This window comes from Methylobacterium sp. J-076 (assembly GCF_022829405.1).
GTDB lineage: Bacteria > Pseudomonadota > Alphaproteobacteria > Rhizobiales > Beijerinckiaceae > Methylobacterium.
In genome coordinates this window covers 40,828-61,779 of the sequence record NZ_JAKSXW010000025.1, presented here as the reverse complement: position 1 = coordinate 61,779, position 20,952 = coordinate 40,828, and the positions used below count along the sequence as shown (strand labels likewise).

The 20,952-nt window shown below is 70.2% G+C and carries 28 protein-coding genes; 14 read left to right on the top strand and 14 right to left on the bottom strand.

Going from position 1 to position 20,952, the window contains the following annotated elements; translation table 11 throughout:
- A partial coding sequence (locus tag MKK53_RS01725; protein ID WP_243926268.1) for a hypothetical protein occupies positions 1-293 on the top strand: 293 nt, incomplete at its 5' end.
- Positions 294-308: 15 nt separating this feature from the next.
- Here MKK53_RS01725 and MKK53_RS01720 read toward each other — a convergent pair.
- The 3 genes from MKK53_RS01720 to MKK53_RS01710 are packed head-to-tail and all read right to left on the bottom strand — an operon-like array spanning position 309 to position 1,596.
- Positions 309-602 carry a hypothetical protein gene (locus MKK53_RS01720; RefSeq protein WP_243926266.1) on the bottom strand — a complete coding sequence of 98 codons (294 nt, stop codon included), beginning with the start codon at positions 600-602 and terminating at the stop codon, positions 309-311.
- A gap of 44 nt (positions 603-646) precedes the next feature.
- The gene (locus tag MKK53_RS01715; RefSeq protein ID WP_243926264.1) at positions 647-973 is read right to left on the bottom strand and encodes a hypothetical protein; all 327 of its coding nucleotides are present in this window, start codon (positions 971-973) and stop codon (positions 647-649) included.
- The gene (locus tag MKK53_RS01710) at positions 970-1,596 is read right to left on the bottom strand and encodes a ParA family protein (RefSeq protein ID WP_243926263.1); all 627 of its coding nucleotides are present in this window, start codon (positions 1,594-1,596) and stop codon (positions 970-972) included. The genes MKK53_RS01715 and MKK53_RS01710 overlap by 4 nt, the downstream gene beginning before the upstream one ends.
- Before the next feature lie 311 nt (positions 1,597-1,907).
- Here MKK53_RS01710 and MKK53_RS01705 point away from each other — a divergent pair, with 311 nt between their 5' ends.
- The 3 genes from MKK53_RS01705 to MKK53_RS01695 all read left to right on the top strand — a co-directional run bounded on the left by MKK53_RS01705 (position 1,908) and on the right by MKK53_RS01695 (position 4,230).
- The gene (locus MKK53_RS01705) at positions 1,908-2,441 is read left to right on the top strand and encodes a hypothetical protein (RefSeq protein ID WP_243926261.1); all 534 of its coding nucleotides are present in this window, start codon (positions 1,908-1,910) and stop codon (positions 2,439-2,441) included.
- A 320-nt stretch (positions 2,442-2,761) separates the two neighbouring features.
- Entirely contained in the window at positions 2,762-3,790 is a 1,029-nt protein-coding gene (locus tag MKK53_RS01700; protein WP_243926259.1) for a site-specific integrase, read from the top strand.
- The gene (locus tag MKK53_RS01695) at positions 3,790-4,230 is read left to right on the top strand and encodes a hypothetical protein (protein ID WP_243926256.1); all 441 of its coding nucleotides are present in this window, start codon (positions 3,790-3,792) and stop codon (positions 4,228-4,230) included. The genes MKK53_RS01700 and MKK53_RS01695 overlap by 1 nt, the downstream gene beginning before the upstream one ends.
- 103 nt (positions 4,231-4,333) lie before the next feature.
- On the opposite strand, the gene MKK53_RS01690 is transcribed toward MKK53_RS01695, so the two are convergent.
- From MKK53_RS01690 to MKK53_RS01655, 8 genes are all read right to left on the bottom strand, one after another.
- Entirely contained in the window at positions 4,334-4,678 is a 345-nt protein-coding gene (locus MKK53_RS01690) for a hypothetical protein (protein WP_243926254.1), read from the bottom strand.
- A gap of 127 nt (positions 4,679-4,805) precedes the next feature.
- Positions 4,806-6,341 carry a phage terminase large subunit gene (gene terL, locus MKK53_RS01685; RefSeq protein WP_243926252.1) on the bottom strand — a complete coding sequence of 512 codons (1,536 nt, stop codon included), beginning with the start codon at positions 6,339-6,341 and terminating at the stop codon, positions 4,806-4,808.
- On the bottom strand, positions 6,226-6,597 hold the full coding sequence (locus MKK53_RS01680) for a hypothetical protein (protein WP_243926250.1): 372 nt from the start codon (positions 6,595-6,597) through the stop codon (positions 6,226-6,228). Before MKK53_RS01680 ends, terL begins: the two co-directional genes overlap by 116 nt.
- Positions 6,598-6,644: 47 nt before the next feature.
- Positions 6,645-6,851 (bottom strand): hypothetical protein, encoded by a 207-nt coding sequence (locus MKK53_RS01675; RefSeq protein WP_243926248.1) that lies wholly within the window; start codon positions 6,849-6,851, stop codon positions 6,645-6,647.
- A gap of 134 nt (positions 6,852-6,985) precedes the next feature.
- A complete protein-coding gene (locus MKK53_RS01670) occupies positions 6,986-7,174 on the bottom strand; it encodes a hypothetical protein (RefSeq protein WP_243926246.1) in 189 nt (62 codons plus the stop codon).
- 10 nt (positions 7,175-7,184) lie between these two features.
- The gene (locus MKK53_RS01665; protein ID WP_243926244.1) at positions 7,185-7,445 is read right to left on the bottom strand and encodes a hypothetical protein; all 261 of its coding nucleotides are present in this window, start codon (positions 7,443-7,445) and stop codon (positions 7,185-7,187) included.
- On the bottom strand, positions 7,442-10,819 hold the full coding sequence (locus MKK53_RS01660) for a bifunctional DNA primase/polymerase (RefSeq protein ID WP_243926242.1): 3,378 nt from the start codon (positions 10,817-10,819) through the stop codon (positions 7,442-7,444). The genes MKK53_RS01665 and MKK53_RS01660 overlap by 4 nt, the downstream gene beginning before the upstream one ends.
- A gap of 345 nt (positions 10,820-11,164) precedes the next feature.
- The gene (locus MKK53_RS01655; RefSeq protein ID WP_243926239.1) at positions 11,165-11,434 is read right to left on the bottom strand and encodes a hypothetical protein; all 270 of its coding nucleotides are present in this window, start codon (positions 11,432-11,434) and stop codon (positions 11,165-11,167) included.
- Positions 11,435-11,749: 315 nt separating this feature from the next.
- Between MKK53_RS01655 and MKK53_RS01650 the strand changes: the two genes are divergently transcribed.
- The 3 genes from MKK53_RS01650 (at position 11,750) to MKK53_RS01640 (ending at position 14,911) form a co-directional block, all read left to right on the top strand.
- Positions 11,750-12,907 (top strand): phage portal protein, encoded by a 1,158-nt coding sequence (locus MKK53_RS01650; RefSeq protein WP_243926238.1) that lies wholly within the window; start codon positions 11,750-11,752, stop codon positions 12,905-12,907.
- Between the two features lie 223 nt (positions 12,908-13,130).
- Positions 13,131-13,643, top strand: coding sequence for an HK97 family phage prohead protease (locus MKK53_RS01645; RefSeq protein ID WP_243926235.1), 513 nt, complete (start codon positions 13,131-13,133; stop codon positions 13,641-13,643).
- Positions 13,640-14,911 carry a phage major capsid protein gene (locus MKK53_RS01640; RefSeq protein WP_243926233.1) on the top strand — a complete coding sequence of 424 codons (1,272 nt, stop codon included), beginning with the start codon at positions 13,640-13,642 and terminating at the stop codon, positions 14,909-14,911. The genes MKK53_RS01645 and MKK53_RS01640 overlap by 4 nt, the downstream gene beginning before the upstream one ends.
- 241 nt (positions 14,912-15,152) lie before the next feature.
- Here MKK53_RS01640 and dps read toward each other — a convergent pair whose 3' ends face one another.
- The 3 genes from dps to MKK53_RS01625 form a co-directional block, all read right to left on the bottom strand.
- Positions 15,153-15,695 (bottom strand): DNA starvation/stationary phase protection protein Dps, encoded by a 543-nt coding sequence (dps, locus tag MKK53_RS01635; protein ID WP_243926231.1) that lies wholly within the window; start codon positions 15,693-15,695, stop codon positions 15,153-15,155.
- Positions 15,696-15,773: 78 nt separating this feature from the next.
- On the bottom strand, positions 15,774-16,667 hold the full coding sequence (locus MKK53_RS01630; RefSeq protein WP_243926229.1) for a S1 family peptidase: 894 nt from the start codon (positions 16,665-16,667) through the stop codon (positions 15,774-15,776).
- A 153-nt stretch (positions 16,668-16,820) separates the two neighbouring features.
- Positions 16,821-17,543, bottom strand: coding sequence for a S1 family peptidase (locus MKK53_RS01625; RefSeq protein WP_243926227.1), 723 nt, complete (start codon positions 17,541-17,543; stop codon positions 16,821-16,823).
- A 26-nt stretch (positions 17,544-17,569) separates the two neighbouring features.
- Here MKK53_RS01625 and MKK53_RS01620 point away from each other — a divergent pair, with 26 nt between their 5' ends.
- The 7 genes from MKK53_RS01620 (at position 17,570) to MKK53_RS01590 (ending at position 20,942) form a co-directional block, all read left to right on the top strand.
- Entirely contained in the window at positions 17,570-18,136 is a 567-nt protein-coding gene (locus MKK53_RS01620; RefSeq protein ID WP_243926225.1) for a hypothetical protein, read from the top strand.
- A gap of 420 nt (positions 18,137-18,556) precedes the next feature.
- Entirely contained in the window at positions 18,557-18,910 is a 354-nt protein-coding gene (locus MKK53_RS01615) for a head-tail adaptor protein (RefSeq protein ID WP_243926222.1), read from the top strand.
- Positions 18,907-19,323, top strand: coding sequence for a DUF3168 domain-containing protein (locus tag MKK53_RS01610; RefSeq protein ID WP_243926220.1), 417 nt, complete (start codon positions 18,907-18,909; stop codon positions 19,321-19,323). Before MKK53_RS01615 ends, MKK53_RS01610 begins: the two co-directional genes overlap by 4 nt.
- A gap of 24 nt (positions 19,324-19,347) precedes the next feature.
- Entirely contained in the window at positions 19,348-19,758 is a 411-nt protein-coding gene (locus tag MKK53_RS01605) for a phage major tail protein, TP901-1 family (protein WP_243926218.1), read from the top strand.
- Positions 19,759-19,774: 16 nt separating this feature from the next.
- A complete protein-coding gene (locus tag MKK53_RS01600) occupies positions 19,775-20,131 on the top strand; it encodes a gene transfer agent family protein (protein WP_243926216.1) in 357 nt (118 codons plus the stop codon).
- Positions 20,128-20,346, top strand: a complete 219-nt coding sequence (locus MKK53_RS01595; protein ID WP_279598767.1) for a phage tail assembly chaperone — start codon at positions 20,128-20,130, stop codon at positions 20,344-20,346. The genes MKK53_RS01600 and MKK53_RS01595 overlap by 4 nt, the downstream gene beginning before the upstream one ends.
- Positions 20,343-20,942 (top strand): phage tail tape measure protein, encoded by a 600-nt coding sequence (locus MKK53_RS01590; RefSeq protein ID WP_243926214.1) that lies wholly within the window; start codon positions 20,343-20,345, stop codon positions 20,940-20,942. Before MKK53_RS01595 ends, MKK53_RS01590 begins: the two co-directional genes overlap by 4 nt.
- Positions 20,943-20,952 lie beyond the last annotated feature (10 nt).

The following is a 20,952-nucleotide window of genomic DNA, read 5'->3' as shown; positions in this document are numbered from 1 at the left end:
TGCTGCCGGCGAAATGGGCCGCGATCCGTGAGGCCGGAATTGAGTTCTGCGACCGGCTCGGCGCCGAGGCGCACCGGCTAGGGTGGACCGCCCCCGAGCTATTCGCCGTTCACCCTGAGCATGGGACGCTGCGCGTGGATTACTGCGGCGCGCTGCTTATCAGCGGGAACAGGCCGATGGCGGTCGAGGCCAGTCGGATCGTGTTCGAGAGTGGGTCCGCCTACCGGAATAAGCCCGGCCAGGTATGGGGGGTGCCGGTCTGGGATTTCGCGAAGGGCGGCAAGGGGCGATAGCGGCGCACCCCGCCCTCAATCAGGGATGGTGAGAGCAATGGCTTGCGCGCCCGCAGCAATCGCTGCCGCTATGGCCGCGCGTCGGTTCCAATCCGACTGTACTTCGGCTGTGCCAATAGGATCGCCAATCCGATTGCCGTCGTCGTCTCTCATGCGATTGTTCTTGTCGTTCCCCTCCGTATAACCATAGTCGCCAGGCTCTAGGTCTTTATGAAATGCTGTCCGCGTGGAAGCGTACCACCATAGGAGGGCAGCAATGGCACTAGCGATTGCCGCCAACCAGAGTAGCGCAGCCTTTACCTTCTTCATGTGTTCACCCAAGCATATAGCTATGTGACTATGTGATTGCGCAATTATATGTCGTCGGCGTCCTTCCCGGCGGCGTGGCCGCGGTGCTGCAACATCAGCAACAGCCCTTCGCGGTAAAGCGCCTGGGCGGTCGTGTTGGTCTCGAACGCAATCCGGCGGATCAGGTCAAAGGTCTCTGGCTTGGCATACAGGCTCCGGTGGGCGTCGCCCTCGCGGGTGCCTCGCGCCGCTCGCCCCTGTCCCTTGCCTCCGGGGATCTCGTCGTCACGCAACTGCACGGCTGCGCTATCAGGTGATTGCGTAGCTATGTGATCACGTGGCTTGCCGAAGATGCCCTCGCCCGAGAGGGTGCGGCGCGGCGGCTTGCTCAAGCGGGGTTCTCCATCTGGGCTTGCGTCCATTGCCAAAGGGCGATGATCTCGGCCGCCGCCTTACCGGTTGGGTTCACCTCCGTAACACCAAGGCCGGATGCAGCCGCGTCGCGGAAGTCGGTTCGATCCGCGATGGGCGGGGCGACGAGGCCACCGGCTTCTAGCGCGGCGAGGGCGTCGGCGGTGCGGCCCTGCGTGACGGGGTTCGTCGCGTTGAGCACGAAGCCGAACCGACGCTTTAGAGCCTCGATCCTCTCCACGGTCGGCCGAGCGGTGCGCAGGTCCAGCGCGGACGGGCGAACGGGGACCAGGATGAAGTCGGATTGCTTCAAGACGGTATCCACCTCGGGGCCGAATGTGCCGGCGGTGTCGATCACAACCAACGACACGGCGGCAACCTTCCGGGTCTCGGCTACCCATCGCACCAGGGCGCCCGGCTCCACCTCGCGAAACACGATGTCTCGCGCCTCGCTTTGGCGCCCCCATTCCGCGAGCGAGCCTTGCGGGTCGAGATCCACGACGACGACGCGCTCACCAGACTGTCGGGCTGCGACGGCCAGCGAGCCGGCGAGGGTGGATTTGCCGCTGCCGCCCTTTTGGCTGGCGAGAGTGAGAATGCGCATACCATCACGTACTCACATAGCTGTGCGGCTGCACAAGCACGCAATCGCGTGAACGCCTCGTTGCCGCCGATCCGTGGCAGCGTGGACACGGCAAGCGCGGAGGTGCGCAATCGCGTGGTTATGTGACCGCGTGATGATGCGACTAGGTGACTGCGCAACTGAGCTGCGGTATAACTTTCGATAATGGTCATTCTCGAAAGTATCGCGCGGGCAGGATCGCAAGCGCGGTGAGGAAGTGAAGCCGGTGCTATATCGCGCTAAGTGTTGCCATCGCGAAAGGCCGGCATAATGGAAACACTTAGGGGCGGGCGATGAGCCGGGGGCCGGGGCGGGTTGAGCAGGCGATAGAGGCGGCCTTCACGGGGTCGCCCGAAGACGCATTCTCAGTCGCTGAGTTGGGGGCCCTTGCCTATCCCGGCCTGAACCGCGTCGAGAAGCGCCGCCGCGTCGCCATCCTGCGGGCGGCCGACAAGGTAGTTCGGCGGCTTTGGTGGACGGGGCGCACAAGCGAGCGTCCTGGCGGCGCAGTAATTTACTTCAATCTGCTGAACGTCCGCTCCTACGCGCTCGGTCACATGCGGCGGGGCCTCGTGAATGCCTCCGTGCCAATGGATCAACTATTGAAGCTAATGGAGCCGCCGCAATTCGGTGATCCGTGGCGCAGCCGGAACCAATGGGACCAGATGCAGCCCGGCGGGGCGTGGTGGTTTCACGTCGAGATGAACAAGGCGCAGAAGGCGGGCGATTTGGCAGAGGTCGAGCGCCTACGGGCCGAATTGCACGCGAGCGAAAATCAGCGGCTGGCCGCGAAATATCCCGAAGCTAATGGCGGCCACGATGTCTGAGCCATCGCACCCTGCGAGCGCGCAGGCGATCCCGCTGATTGATGGAACCGCTGGCGCCCGCCTCCCAGTGAAGCCGGCGACAGGCTCGCCCTGCAACGGGTGCGGCTGGTGCTGCGCGGAGGAACCGTGCGGAGTCGCCCGCAAGTTCATCCCTGATCATCCGGCCGAGGGGCCATGCCTCGCCCTCGAATGGGCCGATGGGCAGTTCGCGTGCGGCATGATCCGCAGGCCGAGCCATTACATGCGCCGTCCAAACGATTGGGCGGACGAGGTTCTAGGCGGCATGATCGCGGACGCGCTCGGCGCGGGGAGGGGGTGCGATGCAGAAGGTCCCTGAAATCCTCCCGGCCGAGGGTGTGTATGTTGCGCACACCCTTACCGTCGAAAGTCTTCCGCATGGGGAGACTTTGCCGGTCGAGGTCGCTGCCATCGTCCAAGCCTATCAGCGCGCCAGCAAGGCGGACGCGACGGTGCGGGCCTACACGGGCGACGCCAAGGTGTTCGAGGCGTGGTGCCGGCAGTACGGGTTCCGGTCCCTGCCAGCGAGCGCAGAGGCCGTCGCGGGCTTCCTCGTCCATGAGGCTGAGGCCGGGCGGTCGGCGTCCACCATCGGCCGGCGGCTGGCTGCGATCCGCTACGCGCACAAGCTGGTGAAGGCGCTCGACCCTACCGACGATGAGGAAGTCCGCGCTACCATGAAGGGTATTCGGCGCCGGGTGGGCGTAGCGCCGACGCGGAAGGCCGCCGCGACGGCTGACGTGCTGGCCGCGCTCCTCATGCGGACGCCCGACACGCTGACAGGCAAGCGGGACCGGGCCTTGCTCGCGCTCGGCTTCGCGGGGGCCTTCCGCCGCTCCGAGCTTGTCTCCCTCGACGTGGCGGACCTGCGCGACGACCCCGAAGGGCTCCGGGTCACGGTGCGGCGGTCCAAGACCGACCAGGAGGGCCGGGGGATCGAGAAGGCTATTCCGCACGGCCGCTTCATCCGGCCGGTCGCCTTGGTGCGTGAATGGCTCGACGCGGCGGGCATCACTGATGGGCCGGTGTTCCGTCCGATCTCGCGGTCGGGGCGGGTGCGGGTTTATTCGGTGATTTCCGAAAAACCTCCCCGCCTCACCACCCAAGCCGTCGCGGACATCATCAAGCGATACTGCGCTGCCGCCGGTCTCGATGCCTCGACGTTCGGGGCTCACTCCCTGCGGGCCGGCTACATCACCACCGCAGCGGAGCGGGGCGCGGATCTCGCCAGGATCATGGATCAGTCAGGCCACCGGGATCCTCGAACCGTCGTCGGGTACATTCGCAGGGCGAACGCCTTCAAAGGGCACAGCGGGAGCGGATTTCTGTGATGCCTTTTCTCAAGGTCTTAAGCGTTGCCAGCAAATGCACTTCCCTTGCTATGGTAGCTCTTGGGTTGAGCTACATACCGGCGTCAGCCGCTGAAGTTTGGATCTGCACGCAGACAATAAGCAGCAAAACATTTTCGGTCGAATACCAGGTTGCAGACGATTTGTTGATCAATAGGAATAATAATTACGTATTTAACATTATTGAGAATAACGCGGAATACATATTAGCCGGAACCTCTTACGCGGTACCGGCTGAGCGTAAAAGCACGGATGGAAGAAAGGCTAAATTTCCTGTAGTATTCAGTTCGTTTGTTCTGCTTGGCAAGCAGTCGCATAGATACACAACTTTTGATAATATTATTTCAATTTCGACAGAGCTGATGTATAATAAAGGGCCATCTGGAACAATTGGAGGGCATTGCGAAACTCGGACTCAGTGACTTTGCTTCGGCAAAACACACACCCTATCCCCGGCTTCGGCACTCCTTGACCGCCCTAAGCCCGGCAATGTGCTTCTTGGCCTCGAAGCGTTGTAGAATGCGTCTACCGCTGGAAGGTTGGAGCGGGTGGCGGCGGTCGCTGCAATTCTTCCACGCGCAGCGCCGTGTCGAGCAGCATGGCAAGCACTTCGTAGTAAGACTTTGACTTAAGCGCGCTGGCTGAGTTCACGAGTGCCTTATTGCGCGCGCTGACAGATGCCGTAGGCCAAACCCGCTTAAGGCGATTGTAGGCACTCTGTTCAAGCTCGACACAGATGCGCCGCCCTTGAGCGTTGTTGTCCCGCGCACAGGCTGCATCCACGTCGAAATAGGGGATATCTGGCTCGTTCGGTTGTGCCGCTACGAGGGACGGAAAGGCGACGAGCGCCAGAAGTAAAAGACCGCGCATGACTTTCAGGATGGCGCACGCTCGGATAGCCGTCGAGGGTTAGTGGACGCGATTTCTGACAATCGCAGCCTCACCCCTCGCCCTGACAGTCCCGAAGCTCGCGCAGGCCGGCGATATGTCGCGCGGCTTACACCGTCCGCCACGACGCACCGCCTCCGCTTCTGGTCGAGCGATAGCCTGCCATGCCGCTCGCGGGCTTGGGCTCCGGCGCAGGCGCCCGGCCGGGGCGGATCACGTCTAGAAGCTGTCCGATGAGGCCCAGGCTGTCCACGATGTCATCGTGAACGCCCGCCGGGAAGCGCAATAGCTCGGCCTCGAAGTCCTGCCGCCATGGGGCATCCGCCGGGACGAACAGGCCGCGCATGGACATGCGGGCGCGGATGGATTGAGCGCGCACCGCCTTGTCGCCACGGGTCGGGAATTGCCGGCGGTGAACGTAGGCGTGGGTGCGCCGGGCCTCGGCCTCGATCATCGGGCCGAGCGAAGCGCGGATCTGCCCGTTTTCCTCGGCCCAGGACATGGGGCGCCACTTCTTCACGAGGTCGCAAAAGGCACCGATCCACTCGGCGCTGTCGGCTTGCTTCCGCCACAGGTCGAGGACGTGCATGTTGCCGTCAGGGTCGAGGCCCCCGACGATGTGCACGGTGTAGTCGCCCCCGTCGCGGGTCACGGCGTAGTCGGACGCCCCATAGACCGACATGCCTTCCCTCGGGGGCGGGCTGGTGAGCGGCTTGATCCATGCCTTCTCAAAGAATGCGCCGCCATCCGGCACGGGGTTCTGTTGGTAGAGGCTCGCCCAAGTGCGGGTGTCGCATTCCTCTTTGCGCTGGCGAAGCTGCGCGCCGTAGCCGTAGCCGTCGTCATCCCAGAGGAATTCGCCCGGCGGACGGCCGAGCGGGTCGCTTAGGACGGCCTGCGCCGGCAGGGACAGGATGCGATAGCGGCGCTTGATCGCGTCGAGTTGGCGGATGATGCGCCCGGCCAAGTCGTCGTCGTGCCAGCGGGTGTGCATGATGACCCGCTTCGATCCAGGCTTGAGGCGGGTCGAGAAGTCGTCCGAGTACCAGTCCCACACCCGATCCCGGATCCGGCGGCTTTCGGCGTCCTCGCGGCTCCCGAAGGGGTCATCGATGATGCCCAGGTCAGCACGGAAACCGGCGATGCCGACGCCGACGCCAACGGCGAGATACTCGCCCCCCTCAGTCGTCGCCCACCGGTAGGCTGCGGCGCTGTCCTCCGAAAGGGTGACGCCGAGGTCCTGGCTATGGCTGACGATCAGGTTGCGGGTCTTCCGCCCCCATCGCTCCGCCAACTCACTGCTGTGCGAGGCGGTCAGCACGTTCCGGTCGGGATTGCGGGCCACGAACCACGCCGGGAACAGGTTGTTGACGTAGGTGCTCTTCGCGCTGCCGGGCGGCATGAAGACGAGCAGCACGTCCATGTTGGGGTCGCTCTCAAGCGCCTCCAACTCCGCGATGAGCAGTTCGTGGTGGGCCGCAGGCTGATAGCCGGCCGCGACCGCCCAGGCAACGAAGGACTCGCGGACCTCAGTGCGCTGTCGGCGCCGTTCCGCCTCCTGCCTCAGAGCCTTCACCCTCTGCATCGAGGCAGCTACGTCGAAGCTCTGCGGCTGCGGCGGCGAGTTCGGCTCGAAGGTCGGCATCGGACAGGTTCCCCAGGTTCTCGGTGGTGATGTGCTGGGGCGCCTTGCCCCAACCCCGGTCGAGGATGGTGTTCACCGCCGACATGCGCGCCGTGCCGGTCTCGTCGGGGTTGCGCATGATCTCGGCGGCGGTGGTGATCGCCTCGCGGGTGTAGGAGCGGGCGAGCGCCTTCACGTCGTCGGGGATGCGCGGGCGCCCGCCGGGGTTGCCGGTCGTGCCGGGGGCAAAGGGCTTGAGGTTCTTCGGCTTGCTCATGGTTTTCGCCGCAAACTATCGCTTCGTCATCATCATATAGGCCCTGTCTATGACTCGCTGAGAACATTGGGCAAAGCAGTGGGGGTGGCCAGGATCCGCAGACCTTCCGCGAGCCCTTGAAGGGCAGCGACGGCGGCGCGGTGGCGGACCTCACCCGCGTCGTCCCTGACTTCGAGCGTTACGGCGGCGGCCATCGCCATCCGGCGGGCTGTCTCGATGCCGGCGGCGAAGGCGGCTTGCTCGCGCGGGGTCATGCGCAAGCCTCCGGCTCAGCCGCGAACTCAACCTCGGCGTGTTCGATGATGCGCAGGACAGCCGGGCCGGTGAAGTCGGCCATCGCTCGACCGTTGGCGTCGTCTGGCAGGCTGGCGACCGGCGCGACGCCGACTCATGACGATGCCCCCAGCACAACGACGTGGATCCGGCCCGCCATAGCGTCGAGGCGGCGGGCGAGAACCACGCGGAGGGTCCCGACCTCGCCATAGGAGGCGACCTCTTCCCACCGAGAGACGATGGCATTCCCTGACAGTCCCGTGTCGGGTGTGGCTTTGCCGGGGAACGTGAAGACGTTGGACATGCGGTCTCCTTCAGGCTGCGGAACGGGAAAGGGCGGCGTAGGACGCCAGGACGTGCCGGCGGTCATGCGAGGCGAGGCGGTTCAATGCGGCCAGCGCCGGCTCTAGGGCGGCGGGGTCCGCCTCGGCCTGGGCGAGCAGGCGCACGAGGTCGGCGGCACGCGGGCCACACTGGACGCGGGCAAGCGTTCGCATGGCGCGGAGGCGGGCGCCGCGCTCGGCGGCTTTGAGGCCGGGCGTCCATGGCCCGAACTGGTTGCAGGACGGGATCACTCGGCGGCCTCCATCGCAACGACGCGCAGGACCGGACGCCGGGGAGGCGAGGGCGGTCGCCAGCGGACGATCTCGGGGTTGACGGGGGCGAGCTTGAACGGCTCGGGCTCGCGCTCGGCTGCGAGGGGGTAGCGGGCAGCCAATTCCGGGTCGTAATCGGCGCAGCGCGGCAAGCGTGGCGGTGCGGCGGCGGGCGCAAGCTGCGGGGCTGCTTCCTTGTGGGCCTCTGGCTCCTCCACCTTCAGCCACTCAATCGAGCCGAGGCGGTCGAACAGCCAGGATTGCAGGTCGGCGGGCGCGTTCGGGAGAAGGATGGCGCGGGCTGGCGCGAAGCGGCCCAGGCGCTTGTAAGAGGCCAGTCTGACGTTGGTTGTAACGTCTATAGTTATATTCCTTAAAGACGTTACAACCAACGTCGGAAGGGTCATTTCTCGCGCCGCCTGCCGCGTCGGCGCCTCCTCTGGGAAGCAAGCCTCGATGTCGGCCGGGCTCGCGAGCAGCACCCCTTCGGAAGCCATGCCTGCCCATGCGCTGACCTTGACCTCGTCCCAGGTCGTCACCTCGCCAACGCTGATCGGCAGCGGCACGTCGTTGATGATGTCGAGGAAGGCGGGCGAGGCCGCGTCACGGCGCAGGGCGCGCAGGCGGCCGATAGCTTGGATGAGGCCGGCTTCCGTGATCTGCCAGCGGAGAGCTTCGACCAAGGCGTCAGGGTGGCGAATGCGCTCGACGGCGGCGCCCTTCCCGTCCGCGAGGCGGATCGCGCCGGCCTCGCGGGTGTACCAGCGCCCGCCTTGGGCGTTGGCCTCAATCGAGCCGGGAACGGTGCCGGTGATGATGCCAGCCAGCGGCTCGGTGATGCCGGGGCCGGGTTGCAGGCGGCCGATGCAGATGAGCCCCGCCGCGCTGGCCCAACGGTCGATGCCGGCGACCGCGCCGAAGTGCGCTGTCTCTACGTTCTCCGGCAGGCCGAGGTCGGTTAGGACCGCGATCAGCCGCATGGGGGCGATCACCACCACGACGCGCGGCCACACGAGGGCGGCCCGCAGGTGGATGAAGCGCAACAGGTCGGTGATGACCCGCTTGGGGGCGCCGGGGGTCTCGCCCTCCGGCTCCTCGTCGTTGTCGATGATGCCGAGCTTGCGCGCCGTCACGGGCGCGCCGACGATCTGACGGACCTTCACGGCGTCGCTCCATCTGGCGGTGATGTCGGCTTTCACTTCGATGCCGTGCCCGACCACGGGCTCTAGAAGCCGGGCCTCGGGCAGCGTGGCGTCTATGAGCAGCGCGGGGGCGGTCCACGATGCGCGGATGGTGTCGAGGGATCGGCGTTCCAGAATGCGCGCTTCGGTCTCCTCGTCGTACCGAAGGTACAGGCGGCCGGAGGCGTCGGCCTCGCCCGCCAGGAAGGCGCGCAGTTCGCGCCAGATGCCGGCGAGCGCCTTGGCGTCCCGGTTGTGCTGGCTGACTACCGCCGCGAGCGCCTTGCGCGCCTTAGGCTCCATGCCGGGCGCGATGCCAGGGTCTTTGAGGCGCCCCCATTCCAGTTTCAGCGCCTCGGCCGCGATAGTCGCCGTAACACCGTGCGCGAGGAAGATCGCGCGTTGCAGCGGCCCGTCGTCTTGATGATCGCGCAGCGCCCGCAGTAGCCCCGCCCGCGCGGCGTCGAGGTCGTTGGCCGCGTTCGTGAAGATCGGCGCGTTCTCGTTCGGCTCGACGGGCGCCCGTTGGATCGCGTCGAGGGACATGCGCGCCGGGGTATCGGGCAGCGCCCCCATGGCGATCCCCTCGTCAATCACGAGGGCGTCGGGGGCAGGGATCGCGCCGGGGCGGGCCTGAAAGAGCAGGGCGTGCGGCACCAACCACACCGGGGCATTGGCCTTCCGCTGGCGCTCCATCCCGCATCGGTCGTGGAACCGGCAGAACAGCTTTTCTCCCTCGATCTTCTTTTCGCAGACGGTCGAGGGGATCGGCCGCACCGCGTCGCGGGCGTCCTGCATCGCGTCGATGTCCAGGCACATTTTGAGGCCGGGTGCTTCCGGGTCGTCGCTGGCATATCCGCGATAGACGCGGGCCTCGACGCCCTCGGTCGCGAACCGGGCGGCAAGCTCGGCCAAGAGGGAGTGCATGGGGGCGGCGTAGACGATGCTAATGCCGGCATTTGCCGCCTCGGCCGCACCCTTGATGGCGAGGGCGGTCTTACCGATAGCGGTCTCGACGCGGGCGCCCCACGACGCAGGCGTGGGCTTGGCGGGCTCGGGCTGGCCGACTTCCTTCGCTTCCTCGGCCTCGATCTTCCATTGCGCGAGGTCACGCTTCCAGGCCGGTATATGCTCCCCGAAGAAGCTCGCCACGATGGCGGCTGTAGCGGCCTCGGCCTCCGCGACGGACACCCGGCGGTCGGGATAGGTCGGCTCGATGGTCTCGCCCGTCTCGCCAAGGGGGGCGGGGTCGAGGCTGACGAACCCACGGCGCACCCGGTCGAGGAGGGCGGCGGCCTTCGCCCTCGCGGCCTCCGGCGTCCATCGGTCGTTGAGGATGGTGGTGGTGACGAACCTGTCCCAGGCCGCAGCGGCGATGCCGGCGACCGTCAATTCCTCGCCCTCGGACTTCTTCGCCAACGCGACCGAATAGACGATGCGCGTAAGATGGATCTCGCGCCCGTCGATGACCTTGCCGGCCTCGTCGCGGACAATCTGGCCGCCCCCGCCGCCGCCCGCACCCTTTCGGCCGCCCGTGCCGTTCAACTCCACGATGGCGCGCAGGCGGGACAGAAAGTCGTCAACCTGCGCCTGAGTGATCTCGGGGGCTTCATCCGGTCCGGCGGTGAGCGGGCTTTCCGTCCCGATCCAGGCGTAGGGCTTGAGGGTCTTGCGGTGAACGCCGTAGGCAACGAACTGCCGGGCCTCGGCCAGCACGTCGATGCCGTCGCCCGAACCGTCCGCCGTTTTCAGGCTGACGGACGGCATGGGCTCGGCCGCTCGATAGATCAGGGCGACCTTCGGGGCCTGTCCCTGCCGCACGAATGGGGTCTCGCCAAAAACCTCCACGGCGAGCGCGGCGACGGTCGCGGCCAACTCGGGGTCAGTCGCGAAGTCGGCGTCGATGGCGATGCAGTTGCCGCAGCCAACGCCGGTTCCTGGCCATTGCCGCTCCTTCCTTTGCCAATCGGCAAGGTCAGCTGCAGTTGTCTCCGGCCCCTCGAATTGCGCACGCTGCTGCCACGCCCGGATCCCAGGCGCCTTGCCGGCTCCGGTATGGGCAGCATCGTGAGCAACAATCGGAAGGGCAGCCGTCCACCCCATCCGCGCGAGTTGCGCGCGGACCTGGGTCGGGGTCAGGCCCTCGACGCCAGAAGGCGGTGCAGGAAGCACGACCGACGCGCCGCTCTAGGCGAGCGCGACCGTTCGAAACTGCAATGGCGGGAGAGTTGAGTGCGAATATCGCGCTTTACAGCGCCGCAGTTTGTTCTGGTTCCATTCCGGTGAATTCAGGCGGGCGCTGAAAAGCGTATCCCGCTGAAAACACGGAAGAAAACGCGATACTGCTTTAATGTGCGATTTCGGGCCGGACGGCCTGTCAAGCGGGGCATCCCCGGACAGGCTGGACGCCCTGGTCTGGGCGCTGACGGCCCTGATGCTGGAGGAGCGTAGCGCGCCGCGGATCCGGCAGCTGTGAGCGTCGGCCCGGCGGGAAGGCCCGCCGGGCGCGGGCGCGTCCTACTTGGTGCTGCCGCCGCCCTGCGGAATGGCGCGCGAGGGCTGCCCCGCGTTGCCGCCCGCCGCGGAATCCGTGGTGATCGTGTCGGCCGGGTTGCCGTTCGGGGAGATGGTGGCGGCGTTCGGCGCACCGGTCGAGCCGGATTGCGGGACCACGACCGGAGCCGACGACGGGGAGGCCCCGGGGGCGACCGGCGCGGTCTGCGCCAGGGCGGCGCCCGACAGGCCGAGCAGGAGCGAGCCGGACGCGACGAGGTGACGGACGGACATGGTTGGGGGACCCTCTGACCTGTGGATGTCGCAGGCCAACGCCGGGCGGCGCGGGGGAGTTCGCCCGCCGCGGCCCTGACGACTCCGGGCCCGGCGCTCGATGAAAAAAGGCGTGCCCTTGGCAGGACACGCCGTCAGTGGGTCCGTGGTCTCTGGAACGAACCGTATTCCGAATACAAGATCATGCCTGCGTGAGCTGTGGCGGCCGGATCACGCCCGTCCGCCAATGCGTCAATCTTTTGCGCCGGCTTGGTGCGCCGCCCCGGGTCCTGCCCCGCCGCGCGCCGCCTTTCGATCCCCGCCCGAGGCAGAACCATGCCCAAGCTTCTCGACTGGCTCGTGAGGGCCGCCGGACAGGCGCGCCCGTCCCTCGCGACGAAGGCCGCCCCGCCGGGCTTCGCGCTCTACGCGGATTGCCGCCCGACCTGGACATCCCGCGATCCCGCCTCCCTGGCCCGGGCCGGCTACCAGCGCAATCCGGTGGTCTACCGGGCGGTGCGGCTCGTGGCGGAATCGGCCGCGAGCCTGCCCCTGACGCCGGTCTCGGGCGACGGGCGGGACCTCCTGGCGCTGCTCGCCCGGCCGAACCTGCGCGAGAGCGGCGTCCAGCTCCTCGAGACGGTCTATGCCGACCTGATGCTCGCCGGGTCCGCCTATCTCGAGGCGGTCGGCGTCGAGGGCCGGGTCGTCGGCCTGCAGGCGCTGCGGCCCGAGCGGATGCGGGTGGCGCCCGGCCCGGACGGCTGGCCAGCCGCCTACGTCTACACCGTGGGCGGCCAGAGCCGCCGGTTCGACCTCGGCGAGGGGGCTGTCGCCCCGATCCTGGCCCTCAGCCTGTTCCACCCTGGCGACGACCATGGCGGCCTGCCGCCCATCGAGGCCGCCGCCACCGCCCTCGACATCCACAACGCCGCCGCCGCCTGGAACAAGGCGCTGCTCGACAACGCCGCCAGACCCTCGGGCGCCCTGGTCTTCGCCGGCGCCTCCCTCTCGGAGGCGCAGTTCGACCGCATCAAGGGCGAGTTGGAGGCGAACTATCAAGGCGCCGGCAATGCCGGGCGGCCGCTCCTGCTCGAAGGCGGGCTGGACTGGAAGCCCCTCGCCCTGTCGCCGCGGGACATGGACTTCGTGGAGGCCAAGAACGCCGCGGCCCGGGAGATCGCCCTGGCCTTCGGGGTCCCTCCGCTCCTCCTCGGGCTGCCGGGGGACAGCACCCACGCCAACTACGCGGAGGCCAACCGCGCCCTGTACCGGCAGACCCTGATCCCCCTGGCCCGCCGCACGGCCCAGGCCGTGGCGAACTGGCTGGAACCGGCCTTCGGCACGGTGGAGCTGGAACCGGACCTGGACCGGATCGAGGCCTTGGCCTCCGAGCGGGAATCCCTCTGGCGCCGGATCCAGGCCGCCGACTTCCTCACCCAGGCCGAGAAGCGCGAGGCCGTGGGCTACCTGCCGGAGGCTCCCTCGCCCTGATCCCGTCGCCAATCGATCGCCTCGGCTCCCCCGCCGTCATCGCGAGCGGAGCGACGCGATCCAGGCGGCACCGCCTCATCCGGACAGGGCGCGCCCTGGATCGCTTCGGCTCCGCCGCGCAACGACGGCGCGGGAGGCAGGCCATCGCTCCGCGCTCGCCCGCAACGACGAGGCGGCCCCGAGCCCGCCCCGGCCCCGCACTCAAGACAAGCAGGATCCTGCCATGGATGGCCTCTTCACCGGCTATGCCAGCGTGTTCGGCGTGCCCGATCTCGGGCGCGACGTGGTCCTGCCGGGCGCCTTCGCCGGCAGCCTCGCCCGGCGCGGCGCGGCGGGCGTGCGCATGCTGTTCCAGCACGATCCCGCCGAGCCGATCGGCCGGTGGCTGGCCCTGCGGGAGGATGCCCGCGGCCTCTACGCCGAGGGGCAGCTCAACCTCTCCGTGCAGCGGGGCCGGGAGGTCGCCGCCCTGATGCGCGATGGGGCCCTGGACGGCCTCTCCATCGGATTCCGGACCCTCAGCGCCCGGCCCGGCGCCGACGGCTCCCGCCGCCTGCAGGGAATCGACCTCTGGGAGATCTCGGTCGTGACCTTTCCCCTGCAGCCGGGGGCGCGGGCGAGCCCGAGCCCCACCCCCGAGGCGATCCGCGGTCTCGCCCGCCGGATCGCGCCGCCGCGGCTCCGCGCCGCCCGATCCCCCTTTCCGCCCTCACCCCGAGACGAGGTTTTGCCATGACGCATCACGCCGCCATCGAGACCAAGGCCGCCCTTCCGCCGCTGGAGAACAAGGCCGCCGAGCCGGGCCCGATCCGCTCGGCCGTCGATGACTTCGCCGCCGCCTTCGAGGCCTTCAAGGACACCAACGACGACCGCCTCCGGCAGATCGAGGGCCGGATCGGCCCCGACGTGGTCACCGAGGAGAAGCTCGCCCGGATCGACGCGGCGCTGGACGCCGCCCGCACCCGCCTCGACCGGATCAGCCTGGAGCGGGCCCGCCCGGCCCTCGCCGAGCCCCGCGGCCGGGACGACGGCGCCGCCACCGAGCACAAGGCCGCCTTCGACCTCTACGTCCGGGCCGGCGAGAGCGGCGGCCTGAAGCGCCTGGAGGCCAAGGCCATGTCCGCCGGCTCCGGGCCGGACGGCGGCTACCTCGTGCCCGACAGCCTGGAGCGCACCGTGCTCCAGCGCCTCGCCGCGCTCTCGCCGATCCGCGCCATCTCCAGCGTGCAGCAGATCTCCGGCGGGCAGTACAAGCGGGCGGTCTCCACCGGCGCCCCGGTGACCGGGTGGGTGGCCGAGGCGGCGGCCCGGCCCGCCACCGACGCGCCGACGCTCTCGCAGCTGGCCTTCCCGGCGGCGGAGCTCTACGCGATGCCGGCCGCGACGCAGACCCTGCTCGACGATGCGGTGGTGAACGTGGAGGAGTGGCTGGCGGGCGAGGTCGAGACCGCCTTCGCCGAGCAGGAGGGCATCGCCTTCGTCGGCGGCAACGGCGTCGGGCGGCCGAAGGGCTTCCTGGCCTCCGACACGGTGGCCAACGCCGCCTGGGCGCCGGGCAAGCTCGGCTTCGTCGGTACCGGCACCTCGGCGGGTTTCGCCGCCGCGAACCCGTCCGACGTGCTGTTCGACCTCGTCTACGCCCTGCGGGCCGCCTACCGCCAGAACGCCCGCTTCGTGATGAACCGGCGGACGCAGAGCGCGATCCGCAAGTTCAAGGACGCGGATGGCAACTACCTCTGGCAGCCGCCGCTCGCCGCGGACCGGGCCGCGACCCTGATGGGCTTTGCGGTGACGGAGGCGGAGGCGATGCCCGACATCGCCGCGGGCAGCCTCTCCGTGGCGTTCGGCGACTTCCGCCGGGGCTACCTCGTCGTGGACCGCACGGGCCTGCGGGTCCTGCGCGATCCCTACTCCGCCAAGCCCTACGTGCTGTTCTACACCACCAAGCGCGTCGGTGGCGGGGTGCAGGACTTCGACGCGATCAAGCTGCTGAAGTTCGCCTGAGCGGTGCCGCGCCGTCATCAAGGACGGCGTGGACTCCCTCTCGCCGCCTCGCGGCCATCGTGGCGAGGCGGGTCGCCGACCGGCGATCCCCTCCACTCCCCTCATCCTTGAGGTGCGGCGACAGCCGCCTCGAAGGAGGGCTCCGCGCTCCCTGGAGCACTCCTTCGAGGCCCGCTCACGCGGGCACCTCAGGGTGAGGTGGAGGGTGGGATCGCCCCCGAAACGCCGTTCGTCTCCGCGCTCAGCCGGCGTTGCCGTCGCGCATCTGGCCGGTCGGCTCCTGGACGTGGGCCTCGAGGAACCAGAGCTGCTTGTCAACGGCGCGGGACACCTCGGTGAACAGGTCCGCCGTGTCGGCGTCGCCCGCCTCGTCGGTCTGGTCGATGTTCTCGCGCACCGCGTTCGCGTAGGCGGCGTAGCTGTCGATCAGCGCGGCGATGTGGTCGGCGATGGCGTAGATGCCGGTCGGGTAGGCCGGGAGCTTGGTGTCCCCCGCCACGACCTGGGCCGTGCCGAGGGCCGTCCCGCCGAGCTGGACCGCACGCTCGGCGACCTTGTCGTTGAGGGCGTCGATCTCGTCGCGGAATCCGTCAAGCATCAGGTGGACGCCGATGAATTGCGGGCCCTTGAGGTTCCAGTGCGCCTGCTTGATCGCCAGGGAAAGGTCGATGCCGTCCGCGAGGCGGGCATTCAGGGCCTCGATCGACACGCGCTTGGCGTTGGAATCGGTGCCGTTGCGGGTCTTGTGAGCGCGGGCGGTCGCGCTGGTGCCGGTGCTGGCCATCTTATCGCTATCTCCGTGAGGAATTCCTCGAACGGAGGCGGAATTCACCGGGCCGGCGCGAAGTTCCTGCCTGCGCCGTCAGCGCCGGCCGGGACGGGCCATCCAGTCGGCGCGGTGGCGCCGGGGAATCTCCTCGCCGGGCTGGATCTGGGCCAGCTCGGCCGCCCGCGAGGCGATCCAGCCGGTATGCTCGGCCACCGGCGTCACGGCGGTGAAGCCGCCGCAGGCGGTGCGCCGGGCGCCCTGCTGCAGGGCGCCGCTCGACCAGCTCACCACGCCCGCGATCTGGTAGCCGCCGGGGCCGCCGGTCAGGATCGGCCCGCCGGAATCGCCGAGGCAGGCGCCGGCCCCCGCGGTCTCGGCGAGGCGGCGGCGGTCGGTCACCACGGTGACGCGGTTGGCCACCTGCAGGGAGCCGATGGAGACGAGGCGCGCCTGCCGCAGCACCCGCGCGCTGCCGCGCCGGTTCTCGGCCACCACGCCATAGCCGGCGATCTCGACGGAATCGCCCGTCCCGATCGAGCCGGCGCTGCGGGGATCGAGGGGCATGTAATCGCCCCCGAGGGGCTGGGCGAGCTTGAGCATGGCGAGGTCGACCCCCGGCTGGTCCTCCGGCGTCGTGCCGGGGACGAAATCGGGGTGCATCGTCGCGGCGATGACGTCGACGCGGTGCTGCCGGAAGGCGCGGTCGACGCTCACCACGCGATAACCCGCGGGGCGCATGACGCAATGGGCCGCCGTCAGGACGAGGTCCGGCGCGATGAGCGTGCCGGAGCAGATCTCCCCGTCGGTGCTCTCGACCCGCACCACGAAGTTGCGCGTCCCGTTCGGATCGCGGGCGACCTCGCCCTGGATCACCGCCTGGGCGGAGGGCACGGACCCGACGAGGAGGCCGGCGAAGGCCGCCGTCCCGACCGTGAGGCGCGCGGCGTGCCTGCGCAGGCCGTTCAGGCGGGGGAAACGGGCGGGCATCGGTGACTCCGGGAGTAAAGACCTAGGCAACGCGATGCAGGCTGCGCCCCATGAACAGTAGTGGAGACCAACCGGTCGGCCAAGCTGGAGTTCCGGCCCGCGGCCGGCCCTGCACCGCCAATCACCCGGCCCGCGTGAGGCCGCCCCGGCGGATCAGGGGCGCCAGCGGGCCGCCGCGCCCCAGCCGGCGAGGATCCGGTCGATCCAGGCCCGCTGCGGGCCGACGCGCACCGCCTGGGTCAGGCCTCCGCAGGCGCCGCCGATCCAGGCGGTGACCGCCAGGACGGCCCCGTCCGGCCCCGTCACCGGGCCGCCGGAATCCCCCTGGCAGGCGCCGGTCCCCTCGGTTCCCCGCATCCAGACGAGGATCCGGCTCGGGCCGTAGGGCTCGACGACGGGGGCGGGCACGCTGCGGAAGGTGCCGGTGGAGCGCGGATCGCCCGGCCGGGCGGCGCCGTAGCCCGAGAGCGCCAGCGTCTCGCCGGCCCGCGGCGCGGCCTCGCTCAGGGCGGCCGGGGCGAAGCGGGCGGGCAGGGGCTCGGCCGTGCGCACCAGCGCGAGGTCGATGGACCGGCGCCGCCCGGCCACGGCCCCCGCATCGTAGCCCGGATGCACCGCCCGGGCGGAGACCTCGACCAGCACGGGGGCCGCCTCGGCGCCCCGGTAATGCACCCGCAGCGCCTTGGCGCCGGCGACACAGTGGCCGGCGGTGAGCACCGCGTCCGGGGTCAGCACCACCCCGCTGCATACGCCGCCGGCGGAGGTCAGCACCATCACGGCGCTCCCGGGAGGGGCCTCCGTCCCCCCGACGATCGCCGCGGCCGGCAGGGCCGGGAGCGTCAGGGCGAAGGCGAGCCCGGCTCTGGTCAACGGCATCGAACGTCCTGAAGGAGACCCGCGCGATGACCCCGATACGCGCCGAGACGCCCCCCGTCGAGCCGGTGAGCGTCGCCGAGCTGCGGCGCTACCTGCGCCTCGATGCCGACGACGGCGGAGCGGAGGACGACATCCTCGCCCGGCTCCTCGCCGCCGCCCGGACGAGCCTGGAGACGGAGGCCCGCCGGGTGCTGGTGCCGGGGCGCTACCGGATCGTCCTCGACCGGTGGCCCGCGGAGGGGTGGCTGCCGTTGCCCCTCAGCCCGCTCGTCGGCCTCGTCCGCGCCGGCCTCGCCGCCCCGGACGGGACCGTGACCGACCTTCCCGCCGGCACGGTGCGGCCCGGGCCCGATCCGGTGGAGGCGCCGGCTCTGCAATTTGTCGGCGACCTGCCCGATCTCGTTGGCCGCAGCGTGGTGATCGAGGTCACGGCCGGGTTCGGCGGCGACGGCCCGCCGCTCCCGGAGGATCTCCGCCTCGCGATCCTGCGCCTCGCCGCCGCCGGCTACGAGCACCGGGGCGACGAGCCCGACGCGGACCCCACCGCCCTGCGCCGCCTCGCCGCCTCCTCGCGGCGGCTGCGGCTGCGCTGAGGTTTTTGGTTTTTGCTGCGGGGCGATTGCCCCCGACCGTCCTTGGGCACCCTCACCCTCACCGTCATTGCGAGCGCAGCGAAGCAAGCCAGGGATCCGCCACGGTTCTGAAGCGTCCCGCTGCCCTGGATTGCGTCGCTGACGCTGGCAAAGACGGCGTGGGTGTCGGGGCTTGCCTGAACTCCGCAACGGCCGGCGCGCGTCCCTCCCCCCTCTGCGGGGGAGGGTGGCCCCAGTCAGGGGGCCGGGAGAGGGGAGCGACGGTGCAGAACGATGCACCGCCCCGCACGACGGGCCGCGCGTGATCCGGACACCGCGCTCCCCTCTCCCGACCCCGGCCGACGCCGGGGCCACCCTCCCCCGCAGAGGGGGGGAGCGCGGTCGGCCATCCGTCCATCCCAAAAAACCCCGGAGCCTGCCATGGCATCCCTCGACCGACGCCCGTCCCTCGGGGCGCGGCGGCGCCGCTTCGTGCTCGAGAAGCCCCTGGAGCAGCCGGACGGGTTCGGCGGCGTGCTGCGCCGCTACGTGCCCGGCCCGACCCTGTGGGGCGCCATCGCCCCGCTCGGTGCCGTCGAACGGGTCCGGGGCGGACGCGCGGACGCCCTCGTCACCCACCGCATCACCCTGCGCCGCCGGGCGGACCTGACGCCCGCCGCGCGCCTGAGCGCCGGGCCGCGGCGCTTCGCGATCCGCACCGTCGCGGACCCGGACGAGCGCGGCCGCGACTGCGTCTGCGAGGTCGAGGAACTGGTGCCGGAGGCCCAGGGATGAGCGATCCGAGCCCCCTCCTGGCCATGCGCGCCGGCCTGATCACCCGCTTCGCCGCCGACGCGGCCCTGGCCACGCTGCTCGGCGGCAGCGCCCGCCTCTACGACGAGCCGCCCCGGGGGGCCGTGCCGGTCTACGCCCTGTTCGGCGATGCCGAGGTCCGCGACGATTCCGTGGACGGCGCCGGGCGCCACCTGCACCGGCACGAGCTGACGGTGATCGCCAAGCCCGGCTCCACCCGCAGCGCGCTGGAGGCCGCCGCGCGCATGGCGGCCCTCCTCGCCGGGACGGACATGCCCCTCCAGGGCTGCCGCCTCGTGACCATCCGGGTGAGCGCCCTGAAGGCGAGCCGCGACTCCCGCACGGGCGAGGCCCGGGCCAGCCTGACGGTCGAGGCCGTCACCGAGACATTCTGAGCGCGATTTTCCGAGGAGGACGTGATGGGTGCGCAGGCGGGCAAGGATCTCCTGATCCGGGCGAGCGACGGCAATGGCGGCTTCGTCGCCGTGGCGGGCCTGAGGACGAGGCAGATCACCCTCAACGCGGAGACGGTGGACGTCACCAACGCCGATTCCGCCGGCCGCTGGCGGGAGTTGCTGGCCGGGGCGGGGGTGCGCCGGGCCGCCATCTCGGGCGCCGGCGTGTTCCGGGACCAGGCCTCCGACCTCCGCCTCCGGCAGATGTTCTTCGACGGGGTGATCGCGGCGTTCCAGCTCGTCGTCCCGGCCTTCGGGACGATGGAGGGGCCGTTCCAGATCGTGAGCCTCGACTACCGCGGCGAGCATGCGGGCGAGGTGACCTTCGACATGAGCCTCGAATCGGCGGGCGCCCTCGCCTTCACGGCGGCCTGAGCGGGAGGGTCCGGCCATGGTCAACCGCAGGCGCGGCGAGGTGCCCCTCGAACTCGGCGGGCGCCGCTACACCCTCTGCCTCACCCTCGGGGCGCTGGCGGACCTGGAGGATTCCCTCCGGGCCGGCGACCTCGCCGGCCTCGCCGGGCGCTTCGGCACCGGCCACCCCCGGACCGGCGACCTGATCGCCCTCCTCGGGGCCGCCCTGCGCGGCGGCGGCCACGCCCTGTCGGACGAGGAGGTCGGGCGTCTCCCCATCGGCGGGGGCATGGGCGCCCTGGTGGTCGCCCTCGGCGAGGTGCTGGAGGCCGCCTTCGGGGCGGGGCCGCCGGAAAACCCTCCGGTCCCGCGGGGGGAGGAGAGCCGGGCCTGAGCCCCGCCCCCCCGCGGGCCTTTCCCTGGGACGACGCGCTGAGCGCCGCCCTCGGCCGCCTCGGCTGGCGCCCCCGCGACTTCTGGGGCGCGACCCCCCGGGAATTCGCCGCCGCCCTCGGCCGGAGGCGCACCCCCGCCGGGCTGAGCCGGCCCGAGTTCGAGCGCCTCCTCGCCTCCCACCCCGACCCGTCCCCCCCAGGGAGCGCAGCATGAGCGACGACACCGACATCGACCGGCAGAACGCGGCGCGCATCGCGCAGCTCGGCACCCTGGACAAGTTGGCCCAGAATTTCGGCCGCAGCCTCTCCACCGCCCTGACCCGCAGCACGGCCTCGGGCCGCGGGCTCGACAGCGTGCTCGGCACCATCGGCGCGACGCTGGCGCGCGTGGCCGCCAGGGCCGCCGCGGGGCCCCTGCGCGCGGGGGTGAAGGGGCTCCTCGGCGCGCTCACGAAGTCCGACGACGCCGCGGAATCCGACACGGAGGACGAGGGGGAGGCCTTCGCCAAAGGCGGCGTCTTCCGGGGCGGGCGGGTCACGCCCTTCGCCGCCGGCGGGGTGGTGGCCGCACCGACCTACTTCCCGATGGCCAACGGCACCGGCCTGATGGGTGAGGCCGGGCCGGAGGCGATCATGCCGCTCCGCCGCGGGCCGGACGGGCGCCTCGGCGTGGCGGCGGGCGCCCCGGCCCGGCCGGTCTCGGTGCACGTCACCATCGCCACGCCAGACCCCTCGGCCTTCCGCCGCTCGGAGGCGCAGGTCGCCGCCACCCTCGCCCGGGCCGTCGCCCGGGGCCAGCGCGCCCTCTGACGGGGATATT